This window comes from Prosthecobacter sp. (genome assembly GCF_029946185.1).
GTDB lineage: Bacteria > Verrucomicrobiota > Verrucomicrobiia > Verrucomicrobiales > Verrucomicrobiaceae > Prosthecobacter.
The window spans coordinates 21,080-43,205 of record NZ_JAQSEA010000111.1; the positions used below are offsets into that span (position 1 = coordinate 21,080).

General features: G+C 61.4%; 17 protein-coding genes. 3 read left to right on the forward strand and 14 right to left on the reverse strand.

From position 1 onward, the window contains the following. Positions 1 to 15: 15 nt before the first annotated feature. Both PSV43_RS08695 and PSV43_RS08700 read right to left on the reverse strand, forming a co-directional pair. Positions 16 to 1,311 (reverse strand): DUF1501 domain-containing protein, encoded by a 1,296-nt coding sequence (locus PSV43_RS08695; RefSeq protein ID WP_300195701.1) that lies wholly within the window; start codon positions 1,309 to 1,311, stop codon positions 16 to 18. 21 nt (positions 1,312 to 1,332) lie between these two features. Further along, positions 1,333 to 3,489, reverse strand: coding sequence for a DUF1549 domain-containing protein (locus tag PSV43_RS08700; RefSeq protein ID WP_300195704.1), 2,157 nt, complete (start codon positions 3,487 to 3,489; stop codon positions 1,333 to 1,335). Positions 3,490 to 3,805: 316 nt separating this feature from the next. Between PSV43_RS08700 and PSV43_RS08705 the strand changes: the two genes are divergently transcribed. From PSV43_RS08705 to PSV43_RS08715, 3 genes are all read left to right on the forward strand, one after another. Then, the gene (locus PSV43_RS08705) at positions 3,806 to 6,499 is read left to right on the forward strand and encodes a zinc-dependent metalloprotease (protein ID WP_300195706.1); all 2,694 of its coding nucleotides are present in this window, start codon (positions 3,806 to 3,808) and stop codon (positions 6,497 to 6,499) included. A 140-nt stretch (positions 6,500 to 6,639) separates the two neighbouring features. Further along, entirely contained in the window at positions 6,640 to 7,722 is a 1,083-nt protein-coding gene (gene dinB, locus PSV43_RS08710; protein ID WP_300195709.1) for a DNA polymerase IV, read from the forward strand. Between the two features lie 269 nt (positions 7,723 to 7,991). Next, positions 7,992 to 8,471, forward strand: a complete 480-nt coding sequence (locus PSV43_RS08715) for a hypothetical protein (RefSeq protein ID WP_300195712.1) — start codon at positions 7,992 to 7,994, stop codon at positions 8,469 to 8,471. A 791-nt stretch (positions 8,472 to 9,262) separates the two neighbouring features. Here PSV43_RS08715 and PSV43_RS08720 read toward each other — a convergent pair. The 12 genes from PSV43_RS08720 to PSV43_RS08775 form a co-directional block, all read right to left on the reverse strand. Continuing rightward, positions 9,263 to 9,697 (reverse strand): hypothetical protein, encoded by a 435-nt coding sequence (locus PSV43_RS08720; protein WP_300195715.1) that lies wholly within the window; start codon positions 9,695 to 9,697, stop codon positions 9,263 to 9,265. Positions 9,698 to 10,037: 340 nt separating this feature from the next. Further along, complete coding sequence (locus PSV43_RS08725; RefSeq protein WP_300195718.1) at positions 10,038 to 13,175, reverse strand: CusA/CzcA family heavy metal efflux RND transporter; 3,138 nt, start codon at positions 13,173 to 13,175, stop codon at positions 10,038 to 10,040. 229 nt (positions 13,176 to 13,404) lie between these two features. Continuing rightward, the gene (locus tag PSV43_RS08730; RefSeq protein WP_300195721.1) at positions 13,405 to 14,193 is read right to left on the reverse strand and encodes an HlyD family efflux transporter periplasmic adaptor subunit; all 789 of its coding nucleotides are present in this window, start codon (positions 14,191 to 14,193) and stop codon (positions 13,405 to 13,407) included. 225 nt (positions 14,194 to 14,418) lie between these two features. Beyond that, positions 14,419 to 14,823, reverse strand: a complete 405-nt coding sequence (locus tag PSV43_RS08735) for a DUF2946 family protein (protein WP_300195724.1) — start codon at positions 14,821 to 14,823, stop codon at positions 14,419 to 14,421. 53 nt (positions 14,824 to 14,876) lie between these two features. Then, positions 14,877 to 15,200 (reverse strand): hypothetical protein, encoded by a 324-nt coding sequence (locus tag PSV43_RS08740; RefSeq protein ID WP_300195726.1) that lies wholly within the window; start codon positions 15,198 to 15,200, stop codon positions 14,877 to 14,879. A 166-nt stretch (positions 15,201 to 15,366) separates the two neighbouring features. Further along, positions 15,367 to 17,439: a transglycosylase domain-containing protein gene (locus PSV43_RS08745; RefSeq protein ID WP_300195729.1), complete on the reverse strand. Its 2,073-nt coding sequence runs from the start codon at positions 17,437 to 17,439 to the stop codon at positions 15,367 to 15,369. Positions 17,440 to 17,543: 104 nt separating this feature from the next. Further along, positions 17,544 to 19,556: a penicillin-binding transpeptidase domain-containing protein gene (locus PSV43_RS08750; protein WP_300195731.1), complete on the reverse strand. Its 2,013-nt coding sequence runs from the start codon at positions 19,554 to 19,556 to the stop codon at positions 17,544 to 17,546. A gap of 199 nt (positions 19,557 to 19,755) precedes the next feature. Continuing rightward, positions 19,756 to 20,094 carry a hypothetical protein gene (locus tag PSV43_RS08755; protein ID WP_300195734.1) on the reverse strand — a complete coding sequence of 113 codons (339 nt, stop codon included), beginning with the start codon at positions 20,092 to 20,094 and terminating at the stop codon, positions 19,756 to 19,758. 49 nt (positions 20,095 to 20,143) lie between these two features. Then, positions 20,144 to 21,241 carry a nuclear transport factor 2 family protein gene (locus PSV43_RS08760; RefSeq protein ID WP_300195737.1) on the reverse strand — a complete coding sequence of 366 codons (1,098 nt, stop codon included), beginning with the start codon at positions 21,239 to 21,241 and terminating at the stop codon, positions 20,144 to 20,146. Beyond that, the gene (locus tag PSV43_RS08765; RefSeq protein WP_300195740.1) at positions 21,238 to 21,432 is read right to left on the reverse strand and encodes a hypothetical protein; all 195 of its coding nucleotides are present in this window, start codon (positions 21,430 to 21,432) and stop codon (positions 21,238 to 21,240) included. The genes PSV43_RS08760 and PSV43_RS08765 overlap by 4 nt, the downstream gene beginning before the upstream one ends. 47 nt (positions 21,433 to 21,479) lie before the next feature. Continuing rightward, positions 21,480 to 21,665: a CsbD family protein gene (locus PSV43_RS08770; protein ID WP_300195743.1), complete on the reverse strand. Its 186-nt coding sequence runs from the start codon at positions 21,663 to 21,665 to the stop codon at positions 21,480 to 21,482. Between the two features lie 57 nt (positions 21,666 to 21,722). Further along, positions 21,723 to 21,944: a hypothetical protein gene (locus PSV43_RS08775; RefSeq protein ID WP_300195746.1), complete on the reverse strand. Its 222-nt coding sequence runs from the start codon at positions 21,942 to 21,944 to the stop codon at positions 21,723 to 21,725. Between the last annotated feature and the right edge of the window lie 182 nt (positions 21,945 to 22,126).

The window sequence follows — 22,126 nt, forward strand, 5'->3', positions numbered from 1 at the left end:
CCTACACCCCTGACTTCAGGCAAACAAGCTGGTGATCGGCTGGCCTTTGTCGGTGACGGTGAAGGGGCGTTTGGTGTTGGAGTAGAGGACGAGGTCGAGGGGGAGACCGAGGGCGTAGGCGACGGTGGCGTTGAAGTCGGGGACATCGACTTTGTTTTCGGTGACTTCGATGCCTTTGTCGGTCTTGCCATAGACCTGCCCACCGGCGATGCCGCCGCCCCAGAGGACGGAGCTGAAGGCTTTCGGGTAATGGTCGCGGCCGTCGTTCTGATTGATCTTGGGAGTGCGGCCGAATTCGGAGGTGAGGACGACGAGGGTGTCGTCGAGGAGGCCGCGGCGTTCGAGGTCGGTGAGGAGGGTGCCGAGGGCTTGATCGAGATCGCCGCAGCGTTCGGGGAGGCGGGCACCGATGTCCTGGTGCATGTCCCAGCCGCCGAGGTTGACTTCGACGAAGCGGACGCCGTGCTCGACAAGGCGGCGGGCGAGGAGGCAGCCTTGGGCGAAGCTGCCGTCACCGTATTCGGCGTGGGTTTCGGGGGATTCTTTGCTGAGGTCGAAGGCGTCGAGGTCTTCGCTTTTCATGACCTTGATGGCGTCTTTGTAAACGTCGGCATAGGCTTTGACGTTTTTGTAGTTGTAGGCCTGCTGGAAGCCTTGATCGAGCTTGGCGGAGAGGCCGAGGCGGTAGTCGAAGTCGCCTTCGCTGATGGTGCCAGGACGGTGGCTGTTTTGCAGGCCACGGGCGGGATCATTGAGGACGAGGGGCTGGCAGGCGGCTTCGAAGAATCCGCCGCCGGGGTGCTTGCTGTCGCCGGTGATGATGACGGAGCCGGGGAGGTCGGTGTTGCCCTTGCCCTGAAATTTCTGCATCCACGCGCCCATGGTGGGGTGGCGGGTGGCACCGCGCATGGTGTAGCTGGTGTGCTGGAAGTAGTTCCCCTGCGCATGAGCGCCTTGAGTGGATGAGAGTGAATTGATGATGGCTCCGCGATGCATCATCTTCGCGGTGTGGGGGAGTAGCTCGCCGATCTGCACGCCGTCTGCGCTGGTGGCGATGGTTTTCGTTCCGCCCATGGTCTCGGCACCGGGGACGCAGCCGAAGGTGTCCAGGTGCGTCATGCCGCCGGACATGTAGAGATAGATGACGCGCTTGGCGGTGGCTGCTTGTTTGGCCTTGCTGGAGCCTTCAAACGCTGCGTAGCCGCGTGGCGCGAGGGCGCTCATGACGGTGACGCCGAGGCAAGTCTTGGCAATGTTTTTGGCAAAGTCACGGCGGGTGACATCGTCACAGGAATGGATGAGGGGTTTCATGATGAGGATGATGCGTGAGGATTACTGAACGAAGAGGAACTGCGAGCCAGTGATGAGGGCGTGGGTGACATCGGCGACGGCTTTGTCGCCGCGCTCTTTGATGACGCCATCGAGGATGGCCTGCTCTCCGGTGGTGGGGGCGCGACTGAGGAGGGCGTGGTAAAGGGTGGTGATCTTCTGCGCGGGGGTGCCGGCCTGGGCGATGGCTTGATTCAGCTTGGAGGCGGGATTGTTGATCACCTCGGCAGCGGGGCCATTGAGGAGGGTGAGGGCCTGGGGCACGGAGGCGTCGTCGCTGGCGTTCTGGATGAGTTCGCGGTCGCTCTGGCCAAAGGTGCGCAGGAAGGTGCCGGGGCGTGCGGGGCTGGGCTGCTCTGAGGCGCGGGAGGTGAGGCCCATGCCGTCCTTGCCCCTGCTGTTGCGCTGGTAGGCCAGCATGAACTCTTTGCGCTGCTCCTTGGTCATGGATTCGAGGGTCTTGCGATCAATCTGCGGGCGCTTTTGCTGCGCGGGTTTGTCGGGGCGGTAGCCCTGGCGGAGGTCATCGGCGCGGTCTTTGCCGAGGAGGGCGATGAGGATGTCCTTCTCAGCGGATTTACGCAGGTTGTTGGCCTCTCTGGCGAGGGCTTTGGCAGCAGCGGTGGTGTCGATGCCCTTGGCTTTGTCGGCTTCGAGCTTGGCTTTTTTCTCTTCGATCTGCTTCTGATTGGCATCCAGGTGGGAGCGGCCTTCCTTGGCGATCTGAACGAGACCTTCCGGGCCTTTGGATTTGATGGTGCCGAGGAAGGTGGAGAGATCGCCAAGATACTGGTGCAGGCGGGCGTTTTCGTCATCAACGCTGTCATCGATATTGCCCTTGGAGAGGGTGACGAAGGAGTCCCAGATCTGCTCGGCGCTCATGCGGCGGAGGATGGGGCCGGTGAAGTGGTAGCTCTCGCCGAGGGGGACCTCCTGCGTGGTGGCGGCGCGCTGGTAGGTGTCAGTATTATACAGCACCCGCAGGAAGGATTTGAGCGAGTATTGTTTCTCGATCATGAGCTGGCCGAGGTAGTCCATGAGGGCGGGATTGCTGGCGATGGTGCTATCGGTGATTTCATCGACGGGTTCGATGAGGCCGACGCCGAAAGCTTTCTTCCACATGCGATTGGCGATGACGGTAGTGAAGCGGGGATTTTCCGGGCTGGTCATCCAGTCGGCGAAGGCATTGAGGCGTGTCTCGCCGGGCTTGATGACGGCATCTTTGCCAAAGATGGTTTTGGACTCGACCTTCTCGCCGGGCTTGGCATCAGGGTATTTGTAGTCGGAGGGGAGGCTGGGGAGCTTGCCCTCCTGCCACTCGGCGCTGGTGTAGCGCAGGGGTTTCATGACGTCCTGCATGGCGCGTTTGACCTGGGCCATGTCTTCTTTGCTGATCTTGGATTCTTCCGCTTTTCTCTCGGCCAGCATCTTGGCGCGGTAGGCTTTTTGTTCTGGCCGGCTCAGGGCTTGGATGGCTTTTTTGTCCATCGCCTGGCGCTTGGGGTTGAGGTCAACCCCGCGGCTTTTGGTGTCCATGCCGTAGGTGAAAGCGGCCATGTGGTAGTAGTCCATCTGGGACCACTTGTCGAAGGGGTGATTGTGGCACTGGGCGCAGACGATGCTGGTGCCGAGGAAGACCTGCACGGTGTAGGCGAGGTGGTCGAGCTTGTTTTCGTCGCGCTGCCAGAAGCCAATGCTGCCGCTGTCCCACACGCCGCCGTCGGTGGTGAGGAGGTTTTTCACGAACTGGTCATAGGGCACGTTGGCTTTGACCTGCTGCTTGAGCCATTCCTCGTAGGCTTCGGCGGTGATGCGGCCTTTCACGTTGTCGGTGAGACGGAGGACATCGGCCCAGTAGTTGAACATGTGGCTGGTGTAGCCGTCGGAGGCGAGGAGGGTGTCGATGAGCTTGGCGCGCTTCTGGGAGTCTTTGGAGGTGATGTAGGCCTGCGCTTCGTCGAGGGTGGGGATGCGCCCGGCGATGTCGAGGTAGAAGCGGCGGACGAGGACTTCGTCCGTGGCGGGTGCGTTGGGCTTCAGACCGGCCTTGTCCCAGCCCGCGCTTAGGAGCTGATCGATCTTCTGGCTTTCCGGCAGCGGGGCAGCTTGCAGCGTGGCTGTGGTAAGGAGGCCGGTGAGGAGGAGTCGGAGGGGGGACATAAAATGGGGGCGGAGGGTGCTTCCAGCCGCGAAAACGTGGGGGCTTCAGGTTTCTTACCATTAAATGTGAATATGATATAGCGGAGGGCGCGACATGGGGGAGCTTGGACCGATTCATGAACCGCAGAGGCTGGACGGACGCAGAGGTCTGATGTTATTGCTCGCCTGGGAGGCTCGGAGCTTCCGGGAACGAGCTGAAGCTCGGGAGTGCTTTCCCTGAACGAGCCTTGATTTTTTATACAATGATCTCGCCGCTGGCACGTTGTGTTGAGGTATTGTTATTGCCCTGATCCTATCACCAGCCATTTACCTGATCATGTCTCGCCGCCTCATCATTGTGTGTTCCGCTCTAGTCCTGCCTGTGTTCAGCCTGTCTGCGGCACCTGCAAAACCTGAGCCGAAACCGATTCCTGCGAAGCCTGAGCCAAAACCGGAACCGAAGCCGGAGCCTGCTAAGCCGGAGCCGGCCAAACCTGCGCCGGCCCCCACACCGCCTGCTCCTTCAACGCCACCGGTCACGGGGCCACCGGCTCCTGCTGCAGCAGGGACGACGGTGAGCCTGACGAAGAGCGATGGGGACAACAAACCCAAGCGGAAATCGGTTGCTGATTTCACCAAGGGTTTTACCCGGGTGGATGGTCTCTTCCGGGTGTATCTGGATGGCGAACGCGGCAACCCGTGGCTGTTCATTGCGAAGAACCAGTTTGGCCCGGAGTTCATCTACTTCAATCACAGCGTGGATGGCCCGGTGGCTTCGGGGCATAACCGGGGGCGGTATGGCGATTCTCTGATCTTTAAGATTCACAAGACGGCTGACCGCATCGAAATCATCGAACAAAACACCAAGCTCTACTTTGACCCGCAAAGCGCGCTGGCCAAGGCCCGCACGGCCAACACGAGCAGCGCGATTTTGAACAGCGAAGTCATCGCGGCGGAGGATGCGGAGGGCTATCTAATCTCCTGCACCAACCTCTTCATGCGCGAAAGTCTGGCGCAGGTGAAGTTCAGCAACTTGGGCGGAGACAAGGCGGTGCTGGGCAAGCTGTCCGAACCGAAGTCCAAGATCCTGCGCGTGAACGGCTACCCCAAAAACACCGCCATCACCGCGGAGTATGTGTTTGAGAATCCGATGCCGACCTGGGAGACCGCTGCGGATGTGGCCAATGCGCGCTACGTCAGCGTGCAGGTGCAGCACACGCTGCTCGCCATGCCGGAGAGTGACTACAAGCCGCGCGCGGACGATCCGCGCATCGGATACTTCACGCACAAGATCACGGACATGACCAGCGTGGATGTGGCCCCGTACCGCGATGTGATTCACCGCTGGCGGCTGGTGAAGCAGAAGCCGGGCACGGCGATGAGCGAGCCAGTGCAGCCGATTGTATTCTGGATCGAGAACACCACGCCTGTGGAGTTCCGCGACACCATCCGCACGGCAGTGCTGAAGTGGAATGAGGCGTTTGAGACAGCGGGGTTCAAAGACGCGGTGGTCGTTAAGCTGCAGCCGGATGATGCGAAGTGGAGTGCGGATGACATCGAGCACAATGTGCTGCGCTGGACGAGCAGCGTGGCTCCGCCCTTTGGCGGCTACGGCCCGAGCTTTGCGAATCCACGCACGGGAGAGATCCTCGGCGCGGACATCATGCTGGAGTACAGCTTCATCACCAAGCGCCTGCTGACCAAGAAGCTGTTTGCGGATCTGGGCACGGAGGCAGAGACGGCGGATGCGAGGAAGGCCTTTAACCCGCATGCCTGCGAGGCCTGCGGCTCTGCGCGCAATGGGCTGATGTTTGGCCAAACGATGCTGCGTCTGCAAAAGAGCGACCGCGTGGAGATGGACCGCCTCATCAAGGAGTCCCTCTACTACCTGTGCCTGCATGAGGTAGGCCACACGCTGGGCCTGAACCACAACTTCCGTGCCAGCCAGATGCACAGCCTCAAGGACATCCACAATGCGGAGATCACGGAGAAGACGGGGCTCACCGGCTCTGTGATGGACTACCCGCCGGTGAACATCGCGCCTAAAGGCATGAAGCAGGGGCAATATTTCACCACGAAGCCGGGACCCTATGACCATTGGGTGATCAACTACGGTTACAGCGAGTCCTTGGAAGATCCGGTGGAAGAGGAGAAGCGCCTGGAGGCCATCGCCGCGCTCTCGCACAAGCCGGAACTGGCCTTTGCGAATGACGCGGACGACATGCGTGCGCCGGGCAAGGCCATTGATCCGCGCGCGATGCTTTATGACATGAGCAGCGACTCCATTGAGTATGCGGCGCAACGCTGCGAGACCGTGCGTGTCGAAATCGGCAACATCCTCAAAGATGTGTCCGATCCTGGCAAGAGCTGGCAGGAAGTGGCGCAGGCCTTTGCCTCGCTGACGAAAGAGGCGAGCGGATCGCTGAATGCGGTGTCGCGCTATGTCGGCGGTGTGTATGTGGAGCGCGGGGTGCAGGGGCAGGCCCCGGGAGTCGCGCCGTTCAAACCGGTGGAGGCTGACAAGCAGCGCCAGGCCATTGCGATGCTGACGAAGTATGCCTTTGCGCCGGATGCACTCCTCGCGCCGCCGGAACTGTACGCGCACCTGCAACTGCAGCGCCGTAGCTTTGACCATCGTGACGAAGGGGAAGACCCGAGGCTGCATGAACGCGTCTCTCTGATCCAACGTGCGCTGCTGGACCAGCTGCTGCATGCGCACACTTTGAAGCGCATCGAGGACACGGCGCTTTATGGCAACGAGGTGAGCCTGGATGAAGTGATGAACTCGCTGACCACGGGGATCTGCACCGGTGATGATCCCGCTAAGCCGGTGAGCATCGCGCGCCAGAATCTGCAGATCGACTACCTCAACCGTTTGCTCAACATTACCAACAACGGCGGGCACCCGCCTGCGGTGCAGAGCGTGGCGCTGCTGCAGATTGAGCGGATCAAGGGGCTGACCTTTGCGAATACTCCGGCGCATCAGCTTGCGATCAAGTATCGGATTCGGCGTGGGCTGGATGAGAAGTGAGGAGGCCCCTGCCCTGCCAGTCCGAGTGTGGAAGCCCCCGTACGCGCTGCTGTACGTGAGGGCGGGCTGTCCTCAGCCAGCCGCGTCAGGTCGCATGCCTTTCAGCAACCTAGCTGGTTTTTCAGCCGTACGTTAAAGCCATGCCGCGAGTGATCATGCACATGGACATGGACGCGTTTTTTGCGTCGGTGGAGCAGCGGGACAACCCGGAGTATCGGGGGAAGCCGGTGATCGTGGGGTCGCCGCCGGATCAGCGTGGGGTGGTGTGTGCGGCGAGCTATGAGGCGCGGAAGTTTAAGGTGCGCTCGGCGATGCCGTCGCGGACTGCTGGACGGCTGTGCCCGGCGGGGATTTTTGTGCGGCCACGGATGGAGGTGTACCGGGCGGAGTCGGCGCGGATCATGCGGATTTTGCAGGAGTTTACGCCGATGATCGAGCAGGTGTCTGTGGATGAGGCGTACCTGGATGTGAGCGCCCATGCGGACCCGGATTTGGAGGTGGATGCGGCGATCGACGCGGCGCGGCCGATGGCGGCGGCGATCAAGCGGCGCATCCGCGAGGAGTGCGGGCTGACGGCGAGTGTGGGGATCAGCGCGAACAAGTTTCTGGCGAAGCTGGCGAGTGATTTCCAAAAGCCGGATGGGCTGACGGTGATTTTCGACCGGGATAAGATCGCTTTTTTAAGGCCGCTGCCGGTGAGTGCGATCCATGGGGTGGGGCCGGTGACGGCGCAGGGCCTGGAGTCGCTGGGGCTGCGGACGATTGGGGATCTGCAGGACTCGACGCAGGGGCTGGAGGCGGTGGCGGGGTCGTTTGCGGCGCGGCTGCGGGAGCGTGCGATGGGGAATGATGGGCGTGAGTTGGACCTGAGCGAGGAGCGCAAGAGCATCAGCGCGGAGAACACGTTTCTGAATGACACGGACGCGCGGCCGGTGCTGCGGGCGGCGCTGAAGGAGATGGCGCTGGATGTGGCGGGGACGCTGGGGAAGCACGGGGTGGGCGCGATGACGGTGCAGGTGAAGGTGCGCTACAGTGACTTCACGACGCTGACGCGGCAGATCCGGCTGGAGGAGCCGGTGACGACGGAGCGGGAGATCTACCGGATGGCGTGCTACCTGCTGGCGCGAGACCGGCTGGTGACGGGGCCGCTGCGGCTGATCGGGATCGGGCTTTCGACGCTGGTGGCGCCGGAGCAGAGGCGGCAGTTGAGGCTGGGGATCTGAGGGGGGCGGTGGCTGGATGAGGATCAGGCTTTGAGGTCTATCGCTTTTTCTTCAGCTTGGCCGGAGGCAGTGGTGTTTGCGATATTGGGTATGAAGCGTCGCCCGCTAGGTAATGGCGACCTGCTGAGGACGGGAAGTCCGCGCCCCTTGGGTACTAGGGGCATTTGACAGGGCCTGTGGGCTGGTGGAGGACGATTATTGTGAGAGACAGGAGCGACTTGGGTTGTTAGTCTGCTGCTGTTGTTCTTAAATTTTACTGCCTCGCTTTTATGAAACATTCTCTTCTGCTCGTTTGCTCATTGATGGCGGCCGGTGGGCTGGCTTCTTGCACTGGTGATCTCTACACCCGCACGGTGCCGGCACGCACGACTTCCACATCTGCCAAGGTGGCTCCGCCTGAGTATGGCTCGCCTGCGTATGTGAGTGGCCTGCGCCCGTATGGGCGGCCGTATGAGCGGAGCGGATTTTACCCGTACAGCGCAGCGCGCCCGGGTGGGATGGGGTACTATGACCGTGTGGCATCGCCAAATGGGTCGTATGAGTATCTTTACCATGACATGGAGGCACCGCATCCGGCACCGGGGACGCCGCTGAAGGAGAAGACGGTGCGGTATACGTCGCGCTATCCCAACTCATGGGGATCGCCGGTGTGGGTGACGACGTTTAAGCCGGTGGTTTACCCGCGCGTTGTCCATGGTGGGGGGACCACCACGACGACGACGAGGACCACGACAACGGGGTCGGAGTGAAGGATGGGGAGTGGGCGCGCTTTCAGAACCCGCTCAAGCCGTGACTTCAGTGCGAAGAGTCCGGAGTTGGTGGCTGCTGGGTTTCCGTGGGGTTGATGTGCGGAATCGAGGTGGTGGCACCAGGGGGTGTTTGAAAACCTCAGTGTTCGTGAAGGTTATGGGGCTTTTAAGAGGGTGACGGCGTCTTGGCGTGCTCCAGTCTTGTGGAGCTTTCCGCAGGCTAGAGGACGTTCGAAAGCGCCGGAGGACCGGCGCACTCCAGGACGCTCCGCGTTCGTGGATGCGCTGGAACTTGCTGGTGTGTGTTGGGGGGCGCTGTAACACCCATTCATGAGTTGCGTCTGAGTAGCTGCTTAGGTTTTCAAACACGATCTAGTTCTACCGTGTTAAGCGTTTGGGATGAGGCGGAGCGTTCCTTGTTCCACAGGAACAAGGCTACCTTGCTGCGCCAGGGCGAGAGCCCAATGTAGCTCAGTTCCTGTGGAACTGAAAAGCGGCACGGCCATGCGGAAGTGTGCGTCGTTCTTTCATGGCTTTGCCCAGGTGGCTTGGACGATCAATTCTCTAGCCGTTTCTAAAACTCACTTCCGTTTAGCAGATTGTCTCTTGCTCGAAGGACATGGGCTTGTACGGCGACTGGCTGAGGACAGCCAGCCCTACCAGCACCTGGTATGCGCCGCTCAACGTGAGGCAGGGCACTTGGTCCTCAGAGCGCTGTCGAGGGTCACCACGCGCCGCTTTCCAGAAATCAGTTTTGGATAATGCTATACCCATGTAGAAACTGGGCGGCATCAGTGATCGCAGATGCAAGCGTATTCGGCGTTGCCGCATTCTTTGCAGGTGTAAAGGAGGAGCTTGATGCGGAAGTTTTTGGGTTTGGAATTTGCGTCGGGTTTGACCTGGATTACGACTTGATAGTCTTCGCCTGTGGGGAGCGGGGCGGTGGCGAGGAGGAGTTTGCCTTTGGGGGCGAAGTCAATCTTGGTTTTGCCTGCGGGGGTTTCGGCGGTGGCGGTGACGACTTGGGCTGCGGGGGGCTGGGCTTTGAGGGCGGCGTCGTAAAAGGCGATGCTGATGGTGCGGTCTTTTTCGACGAAGAATTCGGCGCTTTGTGTCGGGGAGATTTCAAGGAGGCGGCCTTTGCGGGGTCCGGCTTTGACGGCGGTGTCGGCGATGGCGGAGCTGAGGGTGACGAGGAGGAGGAGGGTGCGGAGGAGGGTTTTCATGGTGGTGGGGGGGGAATGACGAATGTGGATTGGTGGGGTGGTGGAGGAAGGCTTGGCGGGGGTGGATGGAGGCTTGGTGCTTTTTCTGACGGGCTTCCTTTTTCGTCAAGGCTTCGAAGGACTTGAAAGTCCGAACTACGAACGGGAAGGGGCGGGGTTGGGGGGGCGCGGATTGAAAACTGGGAACTGAAAACTGAGAATTGTAAATTGGTGGTGGGTGATTTGGGGGCGGTGGGGTGTCGCGGGGCGATTGGATCGAGGGACGAGTTCGAGTAGGAGGACGAGGACGAGGACGAGGACGAGGACGATTTTGCTTTGGCGGCACTCGTTGGGCACTTGGTTATGCTTGAGGGTTAGAGTGCTTTTCTAACCATTCGTAGAGGAGTGGGACGACGAGGAGGGTGAGGAAGGTGGAGGTGATTATGCCGCCGATGACGACGGTGGCGATGGGGCGCTGGACTTCGGCTCCGGCTCCGGTGGCGAGGGCCATGGGGACGAAGCCGAGGCTGGCGACTAATGCGGTCATGAGCTTGGGGCGAAGGCGTGTGAGGGTGCCGGTGACGACGGCGGAACGGAGTTCGTGGCCTTCGCGACGGAGCTGATTGATGTAGCTGATGAGCATGATACCGTTGAGGACGGCGATGCCGCTGAGGGCGATGAAGCCGACGGCGGCGGAGATGGTGAAGGGCATGCCGCGCAGGTGCAGGGCGAAGATGCCGCCGGTGACGGCGAGGGGGACGCAGAGGAAGATGAGGGCGGCCTGCTTGAAGGAACCGAAGCTGAGGTAGATGAGGACGAGGATGAGCCCGAGGGCGAGGGGAACGACGATGGTAAGGCGGGCTTTGGCTTCCTGGAGGTTCTTAAACTGGCCGCCGAATTCGAAGTAGTAGCCGGGGGGGAAGACGACTTTCTCGCGGATCATGCGGGTGGCTTCTTCGACGAAGCCTTCGGTATCGCGACCGCGTACGTTGATGAGGACGCTGACGCGGCGCTGGGTGTCTTCACGGGTGATCTGGTTGACGCGGTCTTCGAGTTTGACCTTGGCGATCTGCTTGAGGGCGAGCATGCCGCCGCCTTCGGTGCGAAGGGGGAGGCGCTCCATGGTGGTGAGATCGGCGCGCTGGTCTTCGGCGAGGCGGACGAGGATGGGGGTTCGGCGATTGCCCTGAATGAGGGTGCCGACTTCATCGCCTGCGAGGGCGGTTTCGATGAGGCGGTACAAGTCTTCGCTGTGGACGTTGTATTTGATCATGGCCTCGCGGTCGGGCTGGATCTCGATCATGGGGACTTTGCCGATGGCGTCGAATTCGGTCTCGCTGCCGCCGGGGAGGCTGTTCAATACGGCGGTGATTTCTCCGGCGAGGCGCTCGAGGTCGTCGTAGTTTTCGCCGAAGATTTTGCAGAGGAGGTCGGCGCGTGCTCCGGCCATGATCTCGTTGAAGCGCATCTGGATGGGCTGGGAGACGAGGATGTTTTGGCCGGGGACCTGGGCGAGGAGGCGGGTGCGCATGAGCTCGCCGAGGTCGGCTTTGGTGATGGGCGCGCCGTTTACTTTTCGCCAGGTGTCGGAGGATTTGAGCATGACGTAGGTGTCGGCGACATTGGGGCCCATGGGATCTGTGGCGACTTCGGCGGTGCCGATGCGGGAGAAGACATCGCGGACTTCGGGGAACTCGCGGCGGAGGGCGGCTTCGCTCTGCTTTTGAAGCTGGACGGAGGAGGTGAGGCTGGCGCTGGCGCTGCGGATGAACTGGAAGGTGAAGTCGCCTTCATCGAGCTGCGGGATGAATTCGGCGCCGAGGCGTGAGAAGAGGACGAGGCTCCAGGCGAAGAGGGCGAAGAGAGGCATGACGATGAGCCAGCGGTGGCGCAGGCCGAAGGCGAGGAGGGGGGCGTAGAGTCTCTTGGTGGCGGTGACGATGATGCTGTCCTTTTCCTGAATTTTCCCGCCGAGGAGGAGGGAGCAGAGGACGGGCATGAGGGTGAGGGCGAGGACGAGCGATGCGCCGAGGGCGAGCATGACGACCATGGCCATGGGCTGAAACATTTTTCCTTCGATGCCCTGGAGCGCGAGGATGGGGACGTACACGACGGTGATGATGAGGACGCCGAAGAACATGGGGCTGGCGACTTCTTTGGCGGACTTGAGCACTTCGTCTGCGCGCTCAGTGGCGGTGAGGCGGCGACCGAGGGCGTGCTGTCGCTCGCCGAGATGACGGACGATGTTTTCGACCATGACGACGGCTCCGTCGATGATGAGGCCGAAGTCGATGGCGCCGAGGGACATGAGGTTTCCGGAGACGCCGAGGCGGACCATGCCGATCATGGCGAGGAGCATGGAGAGGGGGATGACGAGGGCGACGATGAAGGCGGCGCGGGCATTGCCAAGGAGGAGAAAGAGGACGATGACAACGAGGAGCGCGCCTTCGCTGAGATTTTTCTCCACGGTGTGGATGGTGCGGTTCACCAGATCGCTGCGGTCATAGACGGTGCGGATGACGAGGCCGGGGGGGAGCTTGCGCTGGATGTCTTCCAAGCTTTCGCGCACGGCATTGGCGACGAGGCGGGCGTTTTCTCCGGCGAGCATGAGGGCGGCGCCGACGAGGGCTTCGTCTCCCTCATGGGTGCTGGCTCCGGTGCGGAAGGCGGAGCCGATGCCGACGCTGGCGACTTCTTGAAGCAGGATGGGTTTGACGCCGCCGCCGAACTTGAGCGGGAGGCGCTGGATCTCTTCGACGCTGCTGACGCGGCCGGGGGCGCGGACGATGAGCTGTTCGCCACCGATCTCGACAAAACCGCCGCCGGCATTGCGGGTGCCTTCTTCGACTTTGCTGGCGAGTTCATCGAGGGACATGCCTGCGGCGACGAGGCGTGCGGGGTCTGGCTGGATGACGATCTGCTTGTGATAGCCGCCGCTGGTATTGACTTCGGCGACGCCGGGGGTGCGACGGAGGAGGGGCTTGACCTGGTATTCGTGGATGGTGCGGAGCTCCATGAGCTGGGCTTCGCGGGTCTTGGGCTTGGAGGGGGCGTCTGCGGTGTAGTCGAGGGTGTAGTAGAAGATTTCGCCGAGGCCGGTGGCGATGGGGGCGAGGCGGGGTGTGAGGCCGGGGGGGAGCTCTTCGAGGACGCCCTGGAGGCGCTCGGTGACGAGCTGGCGGGTGCGGTAGATGTCCACGCCGTCTTCGAAGATCATGGTGATCTGGGAGAGGCCGAACTTGGAGAGGGAGCGGAGCTCGACCATGCCGGGGAGGCCGGCCATGTCTGTCTCGATGAGGAAGGAGACGAGCTTTTCGACTTCTTCGGGGGCGAGCGCGGGGACGGCGGTGTTGATCTGGACCTGAGGATTGGTGATGTCCGGGACGGCATCCATGGGGAGGCGCAGGGCGGACCAGGCGCCGAGGGCGGCGAGGACGAGGGTGCCGAGGAGGACGGCGGCGCGCTGGCGCATGGCCTGGGCGAGGAGGAGGGTCAGCATGGGGCGGGGCGACTGGATGACATGGGGTGGTGGGAAATACCTTGGGATGGTGGGGGACACCTTGAAATGGTAGCTTGGGGTGGCCGGAACCGGCTAAAGCCGGGACTACAATACTCGGAGGGGTGGGGCTCGGGGGTGCTGGATGTTCGCGGGGGTGGATGTTTGGCGGGGTGGTGGGATCGAGGACGAGTTCGAGTAGGAGGACGAGGACGATTGGGGGGAAGCGAGCTCAGTGGCCGCAGGTGCAGGATTTGCCGCCGCGGAGGACTTGGAGTTCGGCGAGCCAGAGTGACATGACGGGGGTGGTGACGATCTCGTCTCCGGCGTAGAGGCCATCGGTGATCTCGACGAGGTCTTCGTTCATGGCTCCGGTTTTGACGGGGGTGCGGAGGTAGGAGGGGCCGTTGAGGGTGTAGGCGAAGGTGCCTTCGGCGGTTTTGAGCAGGGCGCTGCGGGGGATGGCGGTGACGGCTTCGCCGGGGGCGGCGCGAAAGGTCATGAGGAGGCGGGTGCCGACGGGTAGCGGTGCGGCGGCAGTGACGGTGAGGGCGAAATCGCCGAGGGTGACGTGGGCGGTTTGCTCGATGCGTGCGATGGTGCCGGTGGATGACTTGGCGTCGTCGCTTTCGGCGTGCAGGGTGACTTGCTGGCCCGACTTGATCCATGCGGCCTGCGCGGCGGTGAGCCAGCCGGTGGCTTGCATGGAGGTGGCTGCATCTGAGGTGAGTGCGGTGGGTTGGAGGTCTTGTGAGGGGACGATCTGGAGCGAGACGACGAACAGGGTGGGAACGGGTGCTTCGGTGACTTCGGTGGTCTTGAGGCCGATGGCTTGCTTCATCTCTTCGGTGAGGGTTACCCCCTGCCCTGCCTTGAACTGCGCGCCGTTTTCGGGGCCGTGTTCGCTCTCGTGATCGTGTTCTTCTTGGGCTTCGTGGGCGGTAGCGTGGGGTTTATCGGTGCAGGAGCCGAGGGAGAGGAGGAAGGCTGCGAGGGTGATCCGTGGAATGAGAGTTTTCATGGGAAGATGTGAAGTGGGTAAGTTTTGAGAAGCTGCCGCATTCGAAGGGATTGTGGTGGGCGGAGTCTGACGGATACGGTGATCCTGTCTTTGGGGCGCATGAGAGCCCAAGCCTTGTTCGTGGCTGTTTTTTGCTATGGTCGCTCTCCGATAGGTCTGATGGGACCGATAGGACGGATGGGTCCTAGAGCGCTCAGAGGGAGGCGCAAAAAAAACAGCGCGGGCTTAAGCCTGCGTAGGGCCGCGCACGGGACAGGCCGTGCGGGAGAGGACTTCGCAGAGGGCGCGCAGTGGCGGCGGATCGTTGGCTGCGAGTGAAGTGAGAAAGGTGGTGGCCAGTTCAGGGAGTGGCGCGGGCTCCCAAGTGGCAAGCGGTGGTGCTTCGACTGCCAGCGCCGTCATGGGCGGGAGCTTCTGCATGAGGGTGCTGCCGTGGGTCAGGAAATCGCAGACGCCACAGTCGAGTCCGGTGTGAAGGGGCGCGTCGTTGCTGTGGTGCCCCTCGTGTTCATGCGTTTCTTCGGCATGCTCATTGGTGGCCAAGCAGCAGGTGTAAGCAGCACTTCCCTGCACCGCTCCAAAGCGGCTCAGCGAGCAGTGCGCCCAACAAAGGAGCCAGAGCACGAGCATGGATGAGGCAAGTGACTTCACAGGAGTGAGTAACCGGGCAAAGAGGTGGAATGTCAAGCGTGGGTGCGTGGCGGAGAAAGGACAAAGCTGAGAGCCCTTGGGGTTTCAATGCCTTGTACGCGGGGAGTGGATTTCACGGTACGCCAGGAGGAGCGAAGGAGGGAGATGCTGAGGACGATGCCGATGATGAGCGACAGAACCGCAAAGAAGACGTACAAGGATGTGTAGAACCAAAATGTGAATGGGTTGTCTTTGCGGCGGAATCGCCCGTAACGACAGGTGACCTCCTGCCGAGTCCATGCGCGCCAGGAGACGAAGGTGAGGATGAGGCCGGAGATGAAGCACATGAATATGCATGCCAGTTCATTGGACATCATGGGGAGTGTGGGCGCGTGCTTTTTGCGGGGCGTCTATAGCATCTTGCTAGGCGCATTTCCAGCTTGGTGCGACTGGGGATGTGCGGTTTACACCGCAGAGGGCAGAAACCTGAGTTGGAAGGGCAGTTCTCTGAGTCCGTCCAGCCTCTGCGGTTTACTTCATTTTTTACTGCGGAACGGGGATGGCTTTGGGGACGTAGTCGTCTTGAGGGACGGGGATAGCCGCAGGGACGCCGCCGGGGGCGCTGGTGGTTTGGTAGGGGTCTCTGCCGATGACGACGCTGGAGATGGGGGTGACGGGGATGACGCGGGCTTCGCCTTCGACGAAGAGGGCGCGTGGGGGAGCGGCGAGGAGTTGGGAAGCGGGGGCTTTGCCGTCCCAGCCTTTGGGCTTGCCCTCGGTGACCATGGCGAAAACGGCGGCCCACAGGGGAAGCGCGGCGGTGGAGGCGGTGGCTTGGGGGCTGATGGGGATGTCTTTGTCATGCCCGATCCAGACGAGGCAGGTGCGTTCGCGGTCGGAGCCGATGAACCATGCGTCGGTGCGGTCGTAGGTGATGCCGCCGTAGCCGGCGATGCTTTTGTTGGCGAGGCCGTGGGCCTTGAGGGGCTTGCGGTATTCGGGGCGCTCCATGCCGGTGATGAGGGTGTCGCGCACATGGGTGACGGCGGCGGGGCTGAAAATTTCGGTACTGCGAATGGTGGGGGTGAGGAGGAGGTGCGGGCTGGCGCACTGGCGGCCGTCATTGGCGATGGCGGTGAAGGCGCGGGCGATCTCGATAAGACGCAGGGAGCTCTGGCCGAGGGTGAATGCGGCTTCGGCCCGCAAAGGATTGGTGAAACCGCAGCGATTGATGGCGGCACGGAGGGGTTCGAGTCCGACCTGATAGCCGAGTCGGACGGTGGCGGCGGTGCGGCCTTCAAGCAGGGCCTGCTTGGGGGCGATGCTGCCGCCAGTGTAAGCTACGGGATCGCCTTCGGCTCCCCATTCACCAAGGGTGCCGACGAGGCCGCCGATCATGGCCTGTTTGTTGTCCAGGGGGCCGTCGATCTGGGGGGCGTCTGTGACGTCGGGCTGGGCCGTGAGTGCGGCGGCGTAAACGAGGGGGAGAAAGGCGGTGCCGACGGGGCGGATACCGTCGAGGGCGCGATTGAAGGGGCTGGTGGTGAAGTCGCGGCCGCCCTGCATGGCGAGGATGGCGCCGGAGTTGTTGTCGAGGACGATGACGGCTCCCTGGAGGGCTTTGTCTTTGGCACCGACCGTGTCGAGGTGTTTGCGGACGAGGGTGTCGAGCTTATGCTGCCAGTCGAGACGCAGCGAGATGCTCATCTCGGGCGGGGTGCCGGGCTTGTAGCCGAGGCTCTGAAATTCGGCGCGTGCGGCGGCGAGCATGTAGCCGGTGCGGACGCGGTTTTTGTCATAGCTGATGGTGAGGGGCTGAGCGCGGGCGGTGGTGGCTTCGGCCTCGGTGATGCTGCCGGTCTCGGCCATGCGCTGGAGCGTGAGATCACGTTTTTGTTTGGCGAGTTTGGGCTGGGTGATGGGGGAGAAGGCGACGGGAGCCTTGATGATTCCGGCGAGGGTCGCGGACTCGATGAGGGAGATGTCGCGGACGTCTTTGCCAAAGTAGCAGCGTGCGGCGGCACCGACGCCGCTGCAGCCGGTGCCGAGATAGATGCGATTGAGGTAATGGGTGAGGATCTGCTCCTTGGTGCATTCGCGCTCGATGCGCATGGCTAGGAAGATTTCGATGATCTTGCGCTCGTAGTTGCGGCCCTGGAGGCCGAAGGCATTGCGGGCGAGCTGCTGGGTGATGGTGCTGCCGCCCTGACGGATGCCTTTGGAGGTGAAGTTTTTCACGGCGGCACGGCTGAGTCCGATGATGTCGAAACCGGGATGGGAGAAGAAGCGGGCATCTTCGGTGGCGATGATGGCCTGGACGAGGGTGATGGGGACTCCATTGAGGGTGACGAGCTCGCGCTCAATGTCGCTGGCGCTGCCGATGGGCTCGCCTTTGGCACCGAGGAAGAGGGTTTCATTCTGGCCGCGAGTGAGGGCGGCCATGTCATAGGTGGCGGCGAGGCTGGAGTAGTGGTTCCAGACAAAGCCGAAGGCGATGAGGCCGATAAGACCAAGGATCACACAGGAGCCGCTGATGAAACGGAACCAGCGCGGGAGGCGGTGGTAGCGAGCGCGGAGGCTGGAGAGGAAGGTGCGAACTGCTGAGAGTGGAGACATGAGTGAGGCTTTTATCTTTCTCGTCCTCCCACTCTGCCTCCTACTCTCGGGGCAAGTCAGGGTGCTGAGAAAGGGAGGAAGAGCAGGAGGAAGATGAAGTTTGATTAGCGGAAGAGGCGCTGGAAGAAGCCGCCGATGCCGGGTTGTTCGCGGTACTGAGCGGGGGCGCCGCCGCCGTAGTAGCCGGGTGGAGGCTGACTGAAGTCGGGGGTCAGTGGATCGTTTTCTTCCGGGACGGTGTTCGGCTCATACTTCACATCGTGGGCAGTGGGCCTGTCTTCAATGTCGTGCAGGACTTTGGCGATGATGGGTGCGGCGGTGCCGCCGCCGGAGAGGCCGCTTTCGCCGGCATTCCCCTCCACCATGACGGCAAAGGCCAGCGGGGGATTGGTGTCCACAAATCCGGCGAACCAGACGACGTTGGCCTTGGCTCCGCGCAGCACCCACTGGGCGGTGCCGGTCTTGCCAAAGACGGCGACTTTTTTCAGGCGCACGGCTTTGCCAGTGCCCCGTGAATGATTGACGACACCAAACATGCCGCTACGAACGGTTTCGAGGTCCATCTGGCTGACGGGCATGAGGGCATCACGGCACGGGATGCTGACGTCTCCGAGCTGACCGGTCTGTGACTGCGTGTGGGTGACAAGGCGCGGGCGGGGGCGGCAGGAGCCGTTGGCGAGGGTGGCCATGACCATGGCCATCTGCAGCGGGGAGGTCTCGGTGACGCCCTGGCCGATGGAGAGATTGGCGAGGTCGTGATTGGAGGGGGCGTTTTTCGGCAGATTTCCGGCGGCCGTTTTTAGCGGCAGCACTGGAGAACTGCCAAGACCAAACTCATGCGCCATGTAGAGAATGGGGCGGTCACGCATGACCATGGCGGACTGGTAGAAGTAGGTGTTGCAGGAGCGGATGAGCGCGGCGCGCGCATTGAACCAGCCGTGGTCGTCTTTGGACCAGTTGTTGAATTCGCGGCCGTCGATCATGAGGGAGGGACCGCACTCGAACTCCATCTGGGCATCGACGAAGCCGGAGCGGAGTCCGGCGAGGACGACGATGGGCTTGAAGATGGAGCCCGGTGGGTAGGTGCCGAGCAGGGCGCGGTCAAACAGCGGGCCGTCGATGTCCTGCGTGAGGGTGGTGAAATCGGCGAAGGAGATGCCGCCGGCGAAGGCATTGGGATCGTAGTGCGGGAGGCTGGCCATGGCGCGGATGTCTCCGGTGAAGGCGTCAACGATGACCATGGCGCAGCGGTGCTTGGACTGCGCGAGGGCGGTCTCGGCGAGGCGCTGGGTTTCGAGATTGAGGGTGGTGACGACATCGCGCCCGGCGGAGGGCGGAGTGAAAACCTGCTGGTAGGCGACGCTGCCAGCGTCTGCCATCATGAGGCAAAGCGTGCCGTCTGTCCCGGTGAGAGGTTTATTAAAGGCGGCCTCAAGGCCTGCTGCGCCCTTCGTGCGCTGCCAGAGGGGCTCGCTGCGGAGAATGGGGCCGGACGGCGGTGCGCCGTCAGAGGAGACGTAGCCGAGAATGTGTGCGGCCATGCCGCTCTGCGGGTAGTGCCGCACGTATTCCGTTCGCAGGCTGGCATGGGCGTGCTTTTGCGGATCGATGACGAGATCCTGCGTGAAGGCATCACTGACAGTCACCGGCAGCTCGCGGCGGCTTTCATAATGGCGTTTCAACGTTTCAGCGTCCGGCATGCGTGCTACGGGGAGATCGGCCTTCGTAGCATCAATCTCCTGCTGGAGCCAAGTTGTGTAGGCTTCCAGCGTGCTGCGCTTCTCTGCGGGCACGGTAAACTGCAAACGACGCACGAGGGAGTTTTGCGCAAGCGGCCGTCCTTTGCGGTCAAGGATCTGCCCACGCGGCGCAGGGATGGCAAAGTAGAAGGGCTTGACGTCGGTGCGTGAGCCGGTGCCGGGGACGAAGGCGGCGGGAGGCTCTGCGCTGTGCGCGGGAGCAGCAGTCGCAGGCTTTGGGGTTTGAGCAGGAGCGGCGGCTGGCAGCTCTGCGCTAAATGTAGGAACTGCCGCGAGGATGAGGCCAAAGGCGGCGAGAGCACCGAGGCTTATTCGTCCTGCGGAACTGCCAGGGGGGGATGTAGGGGCAGTGCGCACTGGCCATGAGAAACGGCTGGGCGCGGGAGGGTGGGCGGACGGCGGAGAGGAAATCACAGGCAGGAAATGAGAATGATAATACCGCGAACCAAGTCAGACTGCCAACAAAACCAGCGGCAGCATAAAATCGTATGTGCGGGAAGTTTGGACGCCGAGTCGTGAGGCTGAGTTCAATCTTGGTTAAAGGACGGGGCAGGAGTCAGACGGTGAGGAGGTGAAGGGCCTTCACTTCATTTTCAGTTAAAGCCGCATTAATCCCCTTCCCCGGCCACCTGTCATACCATGAGGCAGGACAAAAACATAAACGCAAAGCAGTCTGGCGGCGCGATGCCATGGAAGAAAGAAACCCAACCATGAAAACAGCGCATTCATCCCAGCCTGAAGCCTCGGCGGCTGACTCATCTGCCCCTGCTGCAGACAGACCCGCCACCGCATCCAACACCGAACCGCCACAGCCCACGGTCTCTGAAGACATGGAGGCCAACACCATGCTGTCAGAAGATCCGCTGGGGAATCTGCCCATGCCGCCGAAGATCATGGTGCCAGGTCTGGCAGAGCTTGAGACCTGGGACGCACCTGCCAACGAGTCAGGGTATCGAGTGGCTCCGCAAACTGCAGAAGACGAGGCAGAGTTTCCTGAAATCCTTGTCGAAGAAGGTCTCGACGAAGCTGAGGAAGAACTCCGCAGTGTGCAGGATGCTGAGGAAAAGCTGATCGAGCAGAAAGAGGAAGATATCGAGGAGGCCCGAGAGGCGAAGAAGTGAGGCGGGGTCAGGGTCTGAACGGTGATTGAGCACCGTTTTAGACCTTGTCATGTACTTGTCATGTCCCTGTCCTTCCATTCCTGTTTTCGATCTTGGTTTATCGGAGGGACTGGGGATGGGAAAAATGACAAGACCGAAACAGCCTTCCCTATCCATCACTCGAAGGCTTGAGATTGAGGAGGCCTGCCCGGTGTTCATGTCAAAGGGCACGGAGCTGTGCAGATGGGTGATGAGCCATCTACCATCGCGTTTCTCAAAGCACGCAGTCTCGCGCCACCACATGTCGATGGATTCTCCGTCGTTCTTGGCGCCCTTCAGCTCATTGAGACTACGGCAAAAGGCGGTGTCATTTGCAGCGGAAATGGAGAGATCTCTCAACTGGTAGTCGATGGGGCCTGCAAATGAGGCAAACCACTCGTCGGCACGTCGTTTCACGGTGTCTTTGCCGCAGTAGCGCAAGGGGTTGATGAGATCAAAGGCGGTGACGTCGGGCGCGTAGTTACGCATAAGTGCGGAGACATCTTTGGCGCGGCATGCAGCGGCGATGTCTTCCATGAGCACCCGAATCTCGGCTTCGGTGGTGGCAACGGGATCTTCGGAGCCGAAGTACACCTCCACCTGCGAGATTTTGCCACCGCCCACGGTGAAAAACTCGGTGTTGCCGAAGGTCATGCCCTGTGACGTGCGGGCTTCATAGCGGACGCACACATTGTTTCCTTCGACCATGAGATCCTTGATATCAAATGAGGAGAGATGCTGGCTGTTGGGCCAGCATCTCTCAAAGTAGTGCGCCCGGTTGATATGATTATCCACAGGACTGGTAAAAGTGAAATCTTCCGAGAGCAGATACTCCAGGGCCGCGCGGTCCTTGTTCTCGTAAGCGGCATAACATGCACGGACGAGGTCAGCGGGTGATTTCATCGCGAAGCAAACATGTGCATTGAGGACGGCTTCGCCTGCGGGGCGGAGGCATTCATCTTGCGAAGGAACCTGTAGGTGCGGAACGGTGCGGCATCGATGATCATGGTGGGAACTTCTTCAGTTTCCACGATGGGCTTCGAGGTGGACAATTCCAACCTTTTCGGATTGAGCCAGTTTTTGAGCATGTTCATGGCAGTGACGAGTGAAGGGTGGTGACTGCGGGAGTTTTTAAGGCGTATTAGAGCTTCGCGATGGTCTCGCGCAGGTTCTCTTTGGTTTCCCCGAGCTTCTGCTGGAGACGTCCCAGAACTTCTTCATCTTTGCCCTCCGCGAAGAGCAGATCGTCATCGGTGAGCTGGGCGTACTTCTGCTTGAGCTTGCCTTTGATTTCGTTCCAAGAGCCGTTGAATTTGAGCTTGGTCATAAATGTTAGGGGGTGGGTGAGGATGAATGCGGGGCTGCTGTGAGTTTCTGTGGCAGACTATTTTTCGCCTGCGTTGTTTTTATCGAAGTCGTCGCCTGCATCGTCATCGATGCCCTCGTCACCGGCGGCCTTGTCGATGTCATGCTCCTCATCGCTTTCCACGCCGTGATCGCGCACCACGATGGGTTTCTCCTCAGGCTCAAGAGGAGGCGTGGTGAGAGGCTCTGTCTCCTCGGGATCTTGCGGGGCTTCTGTTGCTGCATTGGGGTAAGTATTCATCCATGAATCATAGGACCCCGGTGCCCTCTCACAACCCGATCCCGCCCTGCCCAGATGTTCAGGGGATGCCTGATGCAAATACCCATGCATCAGGACATGGTCATCAGGCACCGCCGGGCAGCGGTCGAAGGACGCATGCTCCACTGTTCATTCACACACCCAAAACCCAAGACCTGCGCCGA